This window comes from Gordonia sp. CPCC 205333, from assembly GCF_048537885.1.
Taxonomy (GTDB): Bacteria; Actinomycetota; Actinomycetes; order Mycobacteriales; family Mycobacteriaceae; genus Gordonia.
Map to the genome: position 1 here is coordinate 503843 of NZ_JBCLVI010000002.1, position 14363 is coordinate 518205.

At 56.3% G+C, this 14363-nt stretch carries 14 protein-coding genes; 4 read left to right on the forward strand and 10 right to left on the reverse strand.

Translation table 11 applies throughout. The features are described 5' to 3' along the window. Positions 1-60: 60 nt before the first annotated feature. The 9 genes from AAFP29_RS07955 to AAFP29_RS07995 form a co-directional block, all read right to left on the reverse strand. Entirely contained in the window at positions 61-1014 is a 954-nt protein-coding gene (locus AAFP29_RS07955; protein ID WP_419216800.1) for an MlaD family protein, read from the reverse strand. Continuing rightward, a complete protein-coding gene (locus AAFP29_RS07960) occupies positions 1011-2144 on the reverse strand; it encodes an MlaD family protein (RefSeq protein ID WP_419216801.1) in 1134 nt (377 codons plus the stop codon). Before AAFP29_RS07960 ends, AAFP29_RS07955 begins: the two co-directional genes overlap by 4 nt. After that, positions 2141-3274, reverse strand: a complete 1134-nt coding sequence (locus tag AAFP29_RS07965; RefSeq protein ID WP_419216802.1) for an MlaD family protein — start codon at positions 3272-3274, stop codon at positions 2141-2143. The genes AAFP29_RS07960 and AAFP29_RS07965 overlap by 4 nt, the downstream gene beginning before the upstream one ends. A gap of 8 nt (positions 3275-3282) precedes the next feature. Beyond that, the gene (locus AAFP29_RS07970) at positions 3283-4281 is read right to left on the reverse strand and encodes an MlaD family protein (protein WP_419216803.1); all 999 of its coding nucleotides are present in this window, start codon (positions 4279-4281) and stop codon (positions 3283-3285) included. Continuing rightward, positions 4278-5282 (reverse strand): MCE family protein, encoded by a 1005-nt coding sequence (locus tag AAFP29_RS07975; RefSeq protein WP_419216804.1) that lies wholly within the window; start codon positions 5280-5282, stop codon positions 4278-4280. The genes AAFP29_RS07970 and AAFP29_RS07975 overlap by 4 nt, the downstream gene beginning before the upstream one ends. Then, complete coding sequence (locus tag AAFP29_RS07980; protein WP_419216805.1) at positions 5279-6277, reverse strand: MlaD family protein; 999 nt, start codon at positions 6275-6277, stop codon at positions 5279-5281. Before AAFP29_RS07980 ends, AAFP29_RS07975 begins: the two co-directional genes overlap by 4 nt. A 51-nt stretch (positions 6278-6328) precedes the next feature. Continuing rightward, positions 6329-7192 carry an MlaE family ABC transporter permease gene (locus tag AAFP29_RS07985; protein WP_419216806.1) on the reverse strand — a complete coding sequence of 288 codons (864 nt, stop codon included), beginning with the start codon at positions 7190-7192 and terminating at the stop codon, positions 6329-6331. Next, entirely contained in the window at positions 7189-7893 is a 705-nt protein-coding gene (locus tag AAFP29_RS07990; RefSeq protein WP_419216807.1) for an ABC transporter permease, read from the reverse strand. Before AAFP29_RS07990 ends, AAFP29_RS07985 begins: the two co-directional genes overlap by 4 nt. A 164-nt stretch (positions 7894-8057) precedes the next feature. Then, positions 8058-8708 carry a hypothetical protein gene (locus tag AAFP29_RS07995; protein WP_419216808.1) on the reverse strand — a complete coding sequence of 217 codons (651 nt, stop codon included), beginning with the start codon at positions 8706-8708 and terminating at the stop codon, positions 8058-8060. 183 nt (positions 8709-8891) lie between these two features. On the opposite strand from AAFP29_RS07995, the gene AAFP29_RS08000 reads away from it, so the two are divergent. From AAFP29_RS08000 to AAFP29_RS08015, 4 genes are all read left to right on the forward strand, one after another. After that, complete coding sequence (locus tag AAFP29_RS08000; RefSeq protein ID WP_419216809.1) at positions 8892-9410, forward strand: hypothetical protein; 519 nt, start codon at positions 8892-8894, stop codon at positions 9408-9410. 73 nt (positions 9411-9483) lie between these two features. Then, positions 9484-11598 carry an MMPL family transporter gene (locus AAFP29_RS08005; RefSeq protein WP_419216810.1) on the forward strand — a complete coding sequence of 705 codons (2115 nt, stop codon included), beginning with the start codon at positions 9484-9486 and terminating at the stop codon, positions 11596-11598. A 5-nt stretch (positions 11599-11603) separates the two neighbouring features. Further along, positions 11604-11744 carry a hypothetical protein gene (locus tag AAFP29_RS08010; protein WP_419216811.1) on the forward strand — a complete coding sequence of 47 codons (141 nt, stop codon included), beginning with the start codon at positions 11604-11606 and terminating at the stop codon, positions 11742-11744. A gap of 175 nt (positions 11745-11919) precedes the next feature. Further along, positions 11920-13287 carry an ABC1 kinase family protein gene (locus AAFP29_RS08015; protein WP_419216812.1) on the forward strand — a complete coding sequence of 456 codons (1368 nt, stop codon included), beginning with the start codon at positions 11920-11922 and terminating at the stop codon, positions 13285-13287. Here AAFP29_RS08015 and AAFP29_RS08020 read toward each other — a convergent pair. Next, complete coding sequence (locus tag AAFP29_RS08020; protein WP_419216813.1) at positions 13280-14359, reverse strand: alpha/beta hydrolase; 1080 nt, start codon at positions 14357-14359, stop codon at positions 13280-13282. The genes AAFP29_RS08015 and AAFP29_RS08020 overlap by 8 nt on opposite strands. Positions 14360-14363: the final 4 nt, after the last annotated feature.

Genomic DNA, 14363 nt, shown 5'->3' on the forward strand with positions numbered 1-14363 from the left:
CGACAGAACTAGACGTACTTCCTATACCCATATTTTCACCTTTCTTTCGAACACCCTCGGCTATCGCGGAATATTCACTAGTAGACGCATCCCTTTCCCATTCGGAAAGATTCCCATCAAAACATCCATCGCTTCATTTGCGTCGATGTGAATCCCGTGTATAGGGTCCAACAGAATAGGACGAACTATGTCAATAATCGGCTCTATGTCCGGACCGACGATCAATTCCAGGTAGCCAAGAAGCTTGTGGATCACTTTGATGTAGGGGATTATCTCTGTTCCACGACTCGAATCTACGATCTTTATAGCGTCATCCAATATTGCCGGTATTTCCGGAAGGAAAGTTGTGGCCAGCCGCTCGACGGACTTCTTCGCCAGCTCCGGTCCGTGGTCGGACTCGGTTGTCGCTCCTGCGATCATCGAGAACACTCGGCCCACTAGATCCTTGTTCTGGCGCACCGTCGTCGCGAAAAGGCTTCCAGCCTTAACCAACCGCGCGATATTTGGCTGAACACCAGCAACTGATTCGGTGGCCCCCGAAAGGATATTGTTAATATCCTCCGGATACACTTGATCAAATAGATCACTCAATCCGTTCAGAGCGCCAGTAATTGTTAGCGGGCGTGTGACTCTGTTTATCGGGATCGTCACACCGTCAGCGAAGAACGGTCCAGCGGTCGAACGCGGACCGAAATTTATGTACTGCTCTCCGACCGCCGACAAGTTCGCCACCGATATCTCAGAATCTACCGGGATATCGTAGGTAGCATTTACCTTCAATTTCGCTATAACACGGCCATTGCCTTCTGCTAATGAAGTGACCTTCCCTATCTGCAACCCGTTGATAGTTACCGGCGAGGTCTCCATGAGACCTCCCGAGTTCGGCAACTCAACCGTCATATCAATCGTCTGGTCGGCCGGACGATACGCGAATACGACCAGGACTAAGTAGAGAACGCCGCAGAGCGCAAGCGCCACCATCGCAACCGAAGATGCCCATAGTTTGGTTCTCATCGCACAAACCCCAACATCCTCAGAACCGGCAGAAGGCGGTTCTCAAATGCCTTGTCATTCGCAGCCACGATCTTCGCGTCGCGTTTAGGATCTCCCGTCAGTACGCTGACGGGAGTCTCCGGCCGTACATCGGTGATGATCACATTCGGACGGCCCTGTGCTGATAAGAACGGTACAATCTTATTGCGCAGGACGGCGTCAACAGCTGACATTGTGCGCGGAATCTCGTCCGGCGCCAACATGATCGACTGAATCACCGGCGTCCACACTCCGATGAAGTTCTTAACTGCCTTGTCCCGCGGTGGGCCCGCCTGAGCACCCCATTTCGCAATATCGCGAATTCCTTCGATGAAGTACACCAGACTGGGCAGGACACTTTGCACAACTTTCAAGAGTACGGGCGCCTTGGCGAATAATAGATGCCACACATCGTCTGCCTTGCCGGCATTGTCGATGATCTTCTCAGCGCGGTCTAAAATATGACTCAGTTTTCCATTCGCGCCAGCAATTCTATTAAGTGCCAGGGTCCCGTCTTTAAGAAGCTTCTCAAATACTCGCGCATCCGCCGGGACCGCCCTATTGACATTGGTCAGAAAGCTCTGAATAAACGGGATTGATCCGCCATTGACCCAGCCAACGACCGTCATAATATAATCCTCAACGGCATCCGCCGGCTTAGTCTGGCTCAACTCGATCACATCACCATCAGCTAGCATCCGGCCAGTCGTTTTCTGCGGAATTGTCATTCCGACAAACGTGTCTCCGAATATCGTGTGCTGACGGACGTCAACCGTAGTCTCTACGGGTAGGTGCACATTGTTCTGTATATTCAGAACGGCTGTCGCTCGATAGTAGGCTTGGTGCTCCGGCGGCGTATTCGGGATATGCGCATCCGGCACAGCACGAACATCGACCGAACTTACGATACCGATAGTCGCACCGTTCAGTTCCACCCGAGTACGCAGTGGCAGATTCAGCACACTCTCGAACTCAACCTTGACCACATAGGTATCGCCGTCGATCTGCGCGCCTGGCAGCGGAAGGTCTAGCGGCCGCACGGCACATCCCCCCAACAGGCTCAGCGCTACCAGCGCGACGACGATCACGCTGAATGACTTTCGCGCGGTCATCCCTCAGTCCCCACTGCCGCGAGAACCAGTTGGACAATTCCAAGGTCCATCTTTCCCCCTTCCTTGAAATCGCGATCGCACGCCTGATACGTCTGACGAATCGGCGTAAGGCCGCAGATATGCGATACCAGACCGGGATCAACTCGAAACTTGGGTGGCCGATATTGAAGTCGCCCAGATTTCAAGTCGGCATCGAACATTTTCAACATATTCGCCGCCGCCGGTGGGATCTGTTTCAAAATGTCGACGACCCGGGGAACATCCTGTAGAACTCCGTGTGCGATCGGAAATGCCCAATCGACTAGCCTATCCAGAACCGGAGCGTACTTGTACGCGACCTTGGCTATCGCCGGCACCCAGAATGATATATCTTTGATGATGGCGATAACGTCCGGAACGACTCGGGTCGCGATATTCGCGACATCCGTTAGGGCAGCGAGAGCGAACGATACTGTATTGCTTCCGTTGTCGAGACCTTTACTTATCTGGCCTACATTATCCAATACCTGACGTAGTACAAAGTTCGCCGCCGATGCCGTGTCACCCAGCAACCCTGAGATATTTCGAATCGCTCCATTCAGGTTTTTCGAACTTCCCCGGATCTGCGCACCCAATGTATACAGTGCACGACTGAGCTCATCAGGCGCTGCCACTTGTTCCGAGATATTCGGATCTTTGCCGGTAATATCGTTGGATAACTTCGTGATCGCTCGCATTGATTCGGTGAACCCGACCGGAGTGCGCGTGCGTCCGATCGGGATACACCTGCTGGTATCAAATGTCGAACCGCCGGTGTAAGCCGGTGTTAGCTCCACATGGCGATCCGTTACAATCGAATTGGCAATAGTGACGGCCCCCAGTTCGGCTGGCAACGTTGCATTTCTGTCTACCGTCATCACAACTTTGACTCGATCATCTACTGGCTCGATTTGATCAACCCGACCCACCTGAATACCCAGCATTGTGACCTTATTACCTGGGTATAGGCCCACCGCGTCTCTAAACACCCCACATATTGAGATCGGACCGTGCCTACTGTCATAGAATTGCTTCGCCGATATACCCACGGCAACCGTCATCGCCACCGTCACGAGCCCCAAAATCGTCACTGACATTCGATTCTTTGTCATATCAGCCCCTAGCAGCCCGGTCGGCCAGTCGGACACAACGGTGTGCCAGTGATGCTGGATTTGGAGTCATCGACGGTGAAGTATGGGTTCTCGGTATTGCCCGCGAACCATCGCAGTAGCGGCTCAATCTCCTTGGATATAAAGTCGAGTTCCTTCTTGTATTTGAGCAGCTCGACCACCGACTTATCAATCATGTCAAACCCCTGAAATAGTGGTTCCTCGATGAGCTGCGAGTAGAGATCAACAGGAACCGTAATGAAGTCGAATAGTCGGCGAATCTGCGAGACCACCACAACTACGCCCTCTCGCCGAAGCGCAACCTCGCGGTAGACCTCCAGAATCTGGTCTCCGGCCGCCTTTATTCGGTCCATCTTTCCGACGACCACATCGAGATATTCGGTGCTCACTCGAAGCGCACGAGCAAGCTGCTGCTTGCGTGCGTACACGATCGCCGACAGCTTGTTCACCTGCCCCAATAGGATGTCGAAGTCATGAGGCCGATTATCAAATGCGCCGGCCAACTTAGAAATCGACTTTCTCAATTTGGAGGCGTCGAGTTTCATCAGGGCCGGGGTCGCCGTCTCTAACGCCGACGACAAGTCATAGGGCGTCTTGGTGTACTCGCGCGGAATCACCCTGCCATCGGCTGTACCCTCTCCAGCGGGCTTCACGTCGACATAGCGACCGCCTATCGGTGTCAGTAACTTGATCTGGACGTGTGTCTGCTCGCCCAGTCGTACCTTGCCATCGACCGAGAAATCGATTTCTACATGGTCGCGTACGAGTTTGATTCCGCGAACTTTCCCGACCGGAATCCCCGCAACCCTCACCTCATCGCCTGTTCGCGCTTCTCCCGACGACGTGAACTCGGCACGGTAGGTCTTCTCACCGAATGGAATTACCGCGGTGGCCGCGGCGATCAACAGGGACACAACCGTGATCAGGAGCGCAACTATTCCTATGCGAATCTCAAAGCGGTTCTGCGCCTTCGCCGCTCGCTGGTTCATTGGCACGCCTTCATTCGCTCGACGCCGATGAGGATCGTCGAAGGTATGGGCAGCTGCGTGAGGCAGTTCAATCGCTTCCCCGCTCGGGGATCTAAGAACAGTCCATTTATGGTCTTCACTACGAGCGGTATCGCCGCGAGACTTTGTCTGATGATCGACACCGCCACAGCCGGCACGTAGCGGTTGTAGAGTCGCTCAAACCCAGCGAAATTGTCGTAATAGATCGCTAAGAATCCGTCGAGCCAGGGCATCAGTAGCTTCAAACCTGGAACACCGTTGTCGATCAAGTCCTTCAACAAATCGAGCTTTCCATGGACAGTCTTGACCAGGTCAAGAGCCTGTCCCAGCATCCTGTCGATCAACGGCGCTTTGCCATCGAACTTTGCGACTATCGAGTCCAAATTGTCCGCGATCGCGTTGACGACCGGCACCTGATTGCCCGCGACCGCGATAATCGTGTTCAGATCGTCCATTACCGGACCAAGCCCCCGCCCGTCACCCGATACCACCAACAGCAGATTCTCCAGGAATTTGTCGACGGAGCCGCTGGAGATCGTGTCGAAGATCGGTCGCACCGCATCGAACAGTTCGGAGACGTCGAACGATGACTGAGTCCGCTCGATCGGTATCACCGAGCCGGGTTGTAGGACTGAGCCGGGCCGCTCTTGCTGGAGAAGCGCAAGATAGCGCTGCCCAACCAGCGATTGAAACAGTATCGCGGCACGCGTGTTGTCATACACGGTCTGGTCGTCGCGCACGGTAAACGTCACCTTTGCCACCGTGCCGTCCAGGACGATGTCGGTGACCTTGCCCACTTGAACGCCAGCCATCCGGACATCTGCCCCCTTGGTGAGTCCGGATACATCACCGATCATCGCGGTGAATCCGGAGACCTTTCCTTTCACCGGTGTTTGAAGTGCAGTCCACAGTAGAGCGCCCATCAGGAGAATAATGACTCCCGCTATGCCGAGTTTGACCGTTGAGGCCCTTATTGAATTCAACGGGATCCTCCAATCGCGTTGGGATCGCCGGCCAGATAGGGCATGCTGGCGAGAATCACTTGAATCTTCATAGATACGGCCCCATTGGCCCCCTTTGCAAAGGACTTGTTGATCCGATCGACAAGCTGGGGGACTCTTCGATAGAAGCCGTTCGCACCCTTGAACGCGATACCGACGGGTTCGAGAATGCTAATCGCCGCGTCGACCAGTTTCGTGACCGAACTGCGCTGGCGCCAGACCAGGCCGCCCACATCGCCGATAAGCGTTCCAATGAACCTAACGACCGCGTCAATGTTGTCTGGCTGATTCAGCAAATGGGTGATCTTCGGCGACAATGACCGATAACCGGCCAAGGCTTCAGTGACCAACCTTGCGCCTTCGGTGGTCATTCCATCGGCCATTTCGATTATAGGTCGCGGATCCTGCTCGATCAGCGTCGTATTTCCTATCTTGGTTTGACCGAGTTCGATGGCGGTTCGGATGATATTGGAAATACCTTCGCTGCCACCTTCGAACATGAAGGTGTCCATAATGGTCCCAGCGTTGTCACCCTTGACCTTGCCAAGTGTGGTTGTAATCTTTCGAAATACCGAAGTCACGGTAACCGTCTTGCTATCGGCGGGCAAAACAATCACTCCGCTCTCGGCGAGTTGAGGCCCCGGAGCTACACGATAGAAGAGTTCAACTGAAGACATGCCGAGAGTGTTGGACGACACGAATCTCGCCTGAACATTGGTGGCTATATTTTTGGCGGCATACGGCTCAATACCGATTTTCAGGCGCTGCTGCGTCGCGCCCTTCGTTTCGACCTCGACAACCTGGCCGATCTTCAATCCGTTCATCTTAACGTCGGATCCAGCCACAATTCCTTCACCCATTTGCTGGGCCTCAAGAGTGAAGGTGAACCGCGGAGTGAAGTTTCCGCGCGCATAAGCGGAGAAGAGGATTGCGACTATTGTCAGCACAACTATGCCAATCAGGCCGACTATATACATCTGTCGGACGCTGATACCTCTGCCCGAGGGATCTTCCAATCTATTCACTTGTTACCCCGTAACTCTGATATCACCGGTCAACCCCCACAGGGTCAATGTCAAGAGCATATCCACGACTACGACGAGAACCAGGCTCGCGCGTATCGCCCGGCCTGACGCGACACCAACGCCTTCTGGGCCACCATTGGCGTAGAACCCAAAGTAGGAGTGGATGAGAATAACCATCACCACGAACACGACTGCCTTTATCAGCGATAGAAATATGTCACTAGGAGCTAAGAATGCAGTAAAATAGTGATTGTATGTTCCCCCAGATTGTCCGTGAATGGTCTTTATGAAGAACGACGTCGCAAAGTAGCTGCATGCGAGGGTGGTGAGATATACCGGAACAATGATAAGAATTCCGGCCAGTACTCGGGTTGTTACCACGAAAGGAATTGGATGTACCGCAGTCGCCTCGAGCGCGTCTATCTCCTCAGAGATTCGCATGGCGCCTATCTCTGCGGTAATACGACAGCCGGCCTGCGACGCGAAGCCAATCGCGGCTATAAGCGGCGCGAGCTCTCGAGTGTTGGCAAACGATGATATGAAGCCAACGAGGGGTCCCATTCCCAACATGTCGAGCACGCGGAACGCTTCAATTCCAATTACCGCACCAGTCATGATTCCCATGAATACGACGACGCCCACCGTGCCGCCGCCAACGATGATCTTGCCATTTCCAAAACCGATGTCTATGAAGACCCTCCCGGTTTCTCGGCGATAGCGCGAGACTGTCAACGGGATGGCCTTTAACGCTTGGTATGCAAATGCGAGCTGATGACCGAGTCGCAGCACTGGATTAGTTGCTGCTACCGCCGCCTTTTCAATATGGCGAGTTCCAAGCGGTCGGTATTTCGATGGTTCCATAGTCATAGAAGCTGCTCCGGGATCCAGATCGACAGGAGCTGAGTTATCAAGAGGTTCGCCGCGAAGGTCGATATCACTCCAATGACAACTGCGGCATTGACACCGTCGGCTACGCCTTTTGGTCCTCCCTTTGCCTCGAACCCCCGCTGGCTCGCGACGAACACGACAACAATCCCGAATATTACCGTCTTGACGATGGCGATAATCAGGTCTTGCGTCGACGCGAAGGCCGCGAATGAGTTGAAGAAGGCACCCGGCACGCCGCCTTGGAGAAGCGTCGTCGTGTAGATGGTGGACATGCCCACAAATATGATGAGAATGCATAGGAGCGGCCCAACCACGAACATCGCTGCAACTCGCGGCGCGACCATCCGGTAATTCGGGTTGATTCCCATCGTACGAATCGCGTCAATCTCCTCGCGGATCTTGCGCGCCCCGAGATCGGCTGCCACCGCAGCTCCAACCGCTCCGCCGAGCAAGATCCCCGCGACCATTGGAGCTCCCTGCCGGATGACCCCGAGGCCGCCGGCCGCTCCGGCCTGCGAGGTAGCACCCACCTGGGCCGCGAGAGCGCCGACTTGAACCTGAACAATCACGCCGAACGGGATAGCGATGAGAACTGCCGGAAAGGTCGACACACTCATCATGAACCAGGCTTGGGTGAGCGTTTCCCGCCACGGATGTCTCAACCTGACGGTGTCTGTCACCAACCCGACCGTGGTGTCTATGACAAGCAGAACTAACCTGCCCAACGTTGCGACCGAGCTGATAACCGTGCGGGTCGCCCATGCGAAGAGAGTGAAAGGCAAACGCAGCAGTACCTGGGGCAGATTCCGCGAGACTGGCCGAACCGACGGAAGTGAACTATCGATCACCTGGGCGCCACCCATCGCTGCACCACTGTCTGAACACGCCTAGCTCCCCCTTGGACGATCAACAATTTCGATTTCGTCAGCACCACCGACACCCCGCCGCCCGATCCGGCGAAGTCATTGCCACCCGCCGCTCCCGAGGCCCGGATAGCTGTCCCGTCGACGAGAACTACCCCTTTGAAGTAGGCTCCGCCGCCCGTTGATTTGCAGACCGAGTACTTCGTCTCCGGAGTCCGGCCCACGATCACCCCCTGATCCCACGGGTCGCATTGAGCACCTTGGTCCGCCCACCACCCGTAGTTGCTCGACCCATGCATCGTGTACATATCGGGTCGCGCGCTCAAGGGCGCCGCCGTGTAGCCCGCTCCATCGGGCGCTGGTGCCGGCACGGGCGGAATGGTTACTCCGGGCGCGGCAGAGGTCGACGGCTTGGGGCGCTTCTTGGAACTCGGCGGCGCCTTCGACGACTCGCCGGCGACGACGATTACCGGCGGTGGTGAGCCCTGATTCACCGAGAACCAGCAGATCAGGGACGAACCGATACCCACAACCAAAAACAATGCTGTTGCCGCTCGAACCACCGCGAAGCGCGAGTTGTCACGCCCGTCGGTCTCACTTGCCGAATCCGACCGCAACCGTGAGAACTCCATGCGCTGGGTCTCCTTCCACTGGGTCGCATGCCGCGATTCATTGTCTGTGACAGTATGCCGATCACTGTGGCGAACGCCGCATTCAGTCTGTACTGTAGCGCACACCATACCCCAGATCCGTACTAGCGGGTAGCCCTGGCTCAGACAGTAGGGTGGGGTCATTGCGAGAGAAGGAAGAGCCATATGAGCAGGGTGCGGTACATCTCAGCCATTGCGGCGGCGGTGGCAGTAGTCGCCTTAAGCGCGTGCGAGTCCAATGTGGAGACACCACCTGAGACAATTCAGATTGCGCAGAGTTCAGGTGCGACCTCGTCACAAGCGCCTGATCCGTCGGCAACGCCCCCGATCCCCACCGCTGCCGCGCTGGAGAAGCAGATGCGCTCGGTACTCAAACGCGGCCTGCCCGACAAGGAACGTCTCGATCTCATCGAAGACGGCAATGCGTTCAAATCCAATATTCCCGACCTCTTCAAAGCGATGGACGAGAACCCCGGCGCCAAATATGGAATCAAAGATCCGGTCGAAGATAATGGCGATGGCACGCTCAGCGCCACATTCTGGCTACAGAAAGACGGCACCGAGGCAACTGAGCGCACGGCTCAAGTTCAGTTCATCTCCCAAGACGGGAAGTGGCGAGTCAGCAAGAACGATGTCTGCGCCATCCTGCAAATGGCTGATTACACGTCCGAGGCTTGCGCATAAAGGAGCGGTGACACGTTAAATGTTCGCCAAGGTAGGCCGATGGGCATACGACTACAGATATATAGTAATAGTGGTGTTCGTCCTGGCAATGGGGGGTCTTGGGCTCTATGGCAAAGACTATACGCAGCACCTGAGCCAGGAAGGCTGGTTCGATGATACGAGCCAGTCTGTCGCGGGCTCAAAGCTGACAGATACTACTTTCGGACGCGACACAGATGCCGATGTTATTGCGCTGTACACCGCCCGGCCCGGCAGATCGGCAGATGACAAAGACATTGCGGCGCAGGGAAAGTCGCTATACGCGAACCTTGTCAAAGACAATCCTTCCACGATAAGGCGAGCCGACAGCTATTGGGATAGCAGCTTCGCGGCGAAGCGACTCTCTCATGGCCCCGACCAGGTCTACGCCAGCATAGGGCTGCAGGGCGACGGTGGAACCGAGACACTGAAGTATTTCGACGAGATCAAGAGCAAGCTCGCCATAGACGGACTCCAGCTACAAATAGCTGGGCTTATTCCGGTCGCCGACGCCATGCAGTCCGGAATGGATGATGACGTGAAGCGAATGGAGATGATCGCTCTCCCACTCGTCGCGATATTGCTATTCATAGTATTCGGAGGGGCGGTAGCGGCGACACTGCCAGTTCTTATCGGTGGACTTAGCATAATTGGGTCTACCGGAATCGTCCGACTGATCATGCACTTCACCGAGGTGAACGTGTTCGCCAGTTCGGTGATCACGCTGATCGGGCTCGGGCTGGCTATCGACTACGGATTGTTCACGGTGAGCCGCTTCCGGGAAGAGATAGCCGAAGGAGCGTCCACTTCCGATGCTGTTCGGGTGACAGTAGCCACCGCAGGCCGGACGATTGTGTTCTCCGCGACGATTATCGTGGTCTGCCTCGGCGGACTGCTGATCTTCCCGCAGGGTTTCTTGAAATCGGTCGCCTATGGCGCGATAGCAACTGTTGTCCTCGCCGCAGTTCTTTCGACCACCGTGCTGCCAGCGATTCTTGGAATACTAGGCTTAAAGGTGGATAGCCTCGGCTTCAAGTGGTTGCGCCGGACCAAGACAGCGGAGGAGATAGACGCCGGCATGTGGTCGCGTCTGGCTAACTGGTCGATGAAACGTCCTGCGCTGGTGGCAATCCCGATTGTCTTGGTGCTCGCCGCACTGGTGATCCCGTTTTTCAACGTGCAGTTCGGTGGCTTGAGCGAGAAGTACTTGTCACCCGACAATCCAGCTCGAGTAGCACAAGAGAAGTACGACACCCTCTTCCCTGGCGAGCGGACTGAGCCACTGAAGCTAGTGATTGTCGGCACTAGTAAGAACGAAGTGATCACCGCGATCCGTCGCGCCGCCAGCTTCGAACCTGGCCGAGAAAAGGAGCGTAAGCTGCGCGCGGGCCTGGCCGAAGAGTTCCAAGTCGCGAAGACCAAGCCAGCGAAGGGCATAACGCTCTTCACCGCGGGATTGTCACATCGCGACGATCCCGCGTCGGTTGACTCCGTGCTCAACGGGCTACGGAAACTCAGCCCGCCCGACGGCGTTCAGATCCTGATCGCCGGAACACCGGCCCTCGAGCGCGACAGTATCAACGGCCTCATCGGCCGCCTGCCCGTGCTCCTGCTGATTCTGGGGGTCGCATCGTTCATCTTGATGTTCTTGGCTTTTGGATCGTTCATCCTTCCGATCAAGGCCATCCTGATCAGTATTCTCAGTCTGACCGCAACACTTGGCGTCATTACGTGGATCTTCTATGACGGCCACGGAGCGGAACTCCTGAACTTCAGTCCGTCACCTTTGATGTTCGCGGTCTTGATTATCATCGTCACCATAGTCTTCGGACTCTCGACAGACTACGAGATATTTCTTATGTCACGAATGGCGGAGAGGCGACGAGCAGGACATGATACTCCAGAATGCATTCGGTACGGAATCGCCCATACCGGTGGGATTATCACTGCGGCAGCTCTAATCCTCATCGTGGTCACCGGAGCATTTGGCCTGTCGAATATCGTAATGATGAAATACATCGCCTACGGCATGATCGCCGCATTGATCCTCGATGCGACCATCATCCGCATGATGTTGGTACCAGCGATAATGAAGATACTCGGCGACTGGTGCTGGTGGTCGCCGAAATGGGCTCAAAAGATATACGCGAAGATCGGACTCGAGGAGTAAGAATAGTGGAGAAATGGGGTGTGGACAATCGTTCCGAGATTGAACCTGTCGCCGAGCCGCCGACGCGTAGCGGACTGATGATCGTCTCGTTGTTCGCGGTGTTGGTGGTGGCAGCTCTGACCACAATGGTCACATTCTGCCTGTAGCCGCGGCCGCACCGTCGGTATGCCACCAGGTCGGCCACCGCCGCATTTGCGATGTACTGCATGGTGCATGCGGGTGGCTGCCCCGTGGGAGCCACCCGCACGCATGTCAGAGGTTTTAGTACGCTATAATCCGCTGGGAATCCGAAGTCCTCGGGGTGCAGCGTTAGGAAGACCCGTGGTAGAGCACAACGCCGGCCTGTACCACCTTCGAAGTGGAAAGTATGCCCGCACTGCAAAACTTGCGACGCTGCCGGTTAGCTACGCCGGGCGTCGGGTGGCGGGAGTCGGCAAAGTCGCATTCGGTCGCTCACGCGCGGAGGTTGCCCGCGAAATCGAGCAACGTACCGCCCAGCATCTTTTCGAGGTGCTGGGAGAACTCAAGGGCGGCGCGATCAAAGTCGCCCAACTCCTCGCGGCCGTGTATCCGGCCCTCTTCGACGACTTGGGCGCTGACTACCGTGACGCACTCAATCGACTCCTCGAATCCGCGCCACCGATGCTGCCCGGCGGTGTCCACGAAGTCCTGAACACAGACATGGGCCCTGACTGGCGCGAGCAGTTTCGTAGCTTTGACGACAAGCGCGCCGCGGCAGCCTCCATCGGTCAGGTGCACCGGGCCGTTTGGCGTGATGGACGCGAAGTGGCCGTCAAAGTTCAATATCCCGGCATCCGCGATGTGATTGAAAGCGACTTGAAGTCGATACGACGACTTTCAATCCTCTTACCCGTGTTGTTCCCGCATATCGACGCGATAGCGATCATCGACGAACTGTGTGCGTGCGTACGGGGAGAACTCGACTATGCGAGAGAAGCCGACTACCAGCGGAAGTTTGCGGTCGCCTATCGTAATGACCCAGACTTCCTGATTCCCGACGTGATCGCGCAGTACGAAAACACGCTGGTCACCGAGTGGGTCGACGGTATTCCACTGAGTAAGACAATTCAACACAGCGACCAAGCCGAATGCGATCGGGTGGGAGTCCAGCTAGTGAGGTTCAGCCTGTCAGGGCCTCAACGATGTGGCTTGATATATGCGGACCCCCATCCGGCAAACTTCCTCGTGACAGCCGACGGACGACTGGGCATCATCGACTTCGGCGCCTGCGCCGCGATATCGGCCGAAAGCATAGCGATGCTGCAGGATCTGTCGCGAGTCATCGATGAAACAGACTCCGCAGCGTTCGAGTCGCGGCTGAGGGAATACCGGATCGTGTTGTCCGATGCCGACATTGACGAGATTGCCGCTCAATTCAAGGTAGTCTTCGAGCCCCTCGTCAGCGATTCGTTCACATATTCTCCTGCCTGGCTCCGTCAGCAAGCGAAGGTTTTCGCCGCGCCACAGCTGGACAATTCCGTTCGGCAGCTGGCTCTGCCACCAGAACTGACGATAGGTTTACGCACTTCGGTGGCATGTGCCGGGCTGATCTGCCAGTTGAATGCTTACGGTCGCTACCGCGACGAGATCGACCACCTGCTGCCCGGCTTCAATGCCGAGTTCTCTACGAGGACAACGCTATCGCCGAGCGTAGACAAAGTCAGTTGACGGCGCTGGCTTGGTCGGACGTGCCGGAAGATTCGTCGTCGAAGTACTCGCGATATGACGCGCTGCGCAGCACCTCCCGGTTGAACGCACCAATTTCTCGAATAGCCGCACGCGCGTCAGAAAGAATGTCCGAACCTGCCTGGTGCACATGTATCGCGCGGTCCCAGATTTGAAACTGCATCGGCGCCCCGGCCTCGCCGTACCGCTTCGCAACCTGCTCGGCGTCGGGCAGGAAGACCTCGGTTGAGCCGACCTGAATCAGGGCCGGCGGCATACCCGTGCAATCGTGATTGACCGACGACCACATCGGGTCGAGTTCACCATCGATGAGAAACCCCTGCCTGCTCAGAAACTCAAAGGCACTTGCTGGCAGAATCGGATCACGGCGAACGTTCGGATGCGCGTTTCGCACCTTCCAGTCCAAGTCAGCCCAAGGTGAGATGGAAACTATTCCACCCGGTACCGGGAGGCCTTCCTCCTTTGCGGCCAACGCGAGCCGGAAGACTAATCCGCCGCCGGCCGAGTCACCCGCGAAGACAATCCGCTCCGGCTCAAACCCCAAGACCAAGAGGTGTTGATAGGCTTCCAACCCGTCTGCGAGTGTTTCGACGTAATGGTGCGGAAGCTGTCGATAGTCGACGTTGAAGACCGCCATACCACTCGCGTTGCCGATTTTCGCGACGAGTCTCCGGTGGGTATTGAGTCCGCATGCCGCGAACCCTCCACCGTGAAAGTAGAGGATGGCGGCGTCACGCTGCTCGAGGGGATCTCCCAAACGCTTGTTCCACACCCACTCGGCGCGAAAGTGCCCGAAGTCGGTCAACCGCCGCCGAGTACCGCGCGGCGGTACGAGTATGGCCGCAGGAGCATCAGTAGTGCTGGAAACAGCGAAAAGCTCCTTGGGAAATAGCCCGCGTCTGCCGAGGGCTATTCCGGTCTTCGCTAGGAGATCGAGGACGGGAAGTGCGATCCGCGGTCCGATCAGATTCGCTAGCCTGGTGAGAACACTTGCTCGGTTCACCTCTTCGACCTGCACCGACGAGCCGAACGCTACTGTTCCGACCTGGTTCATTGCA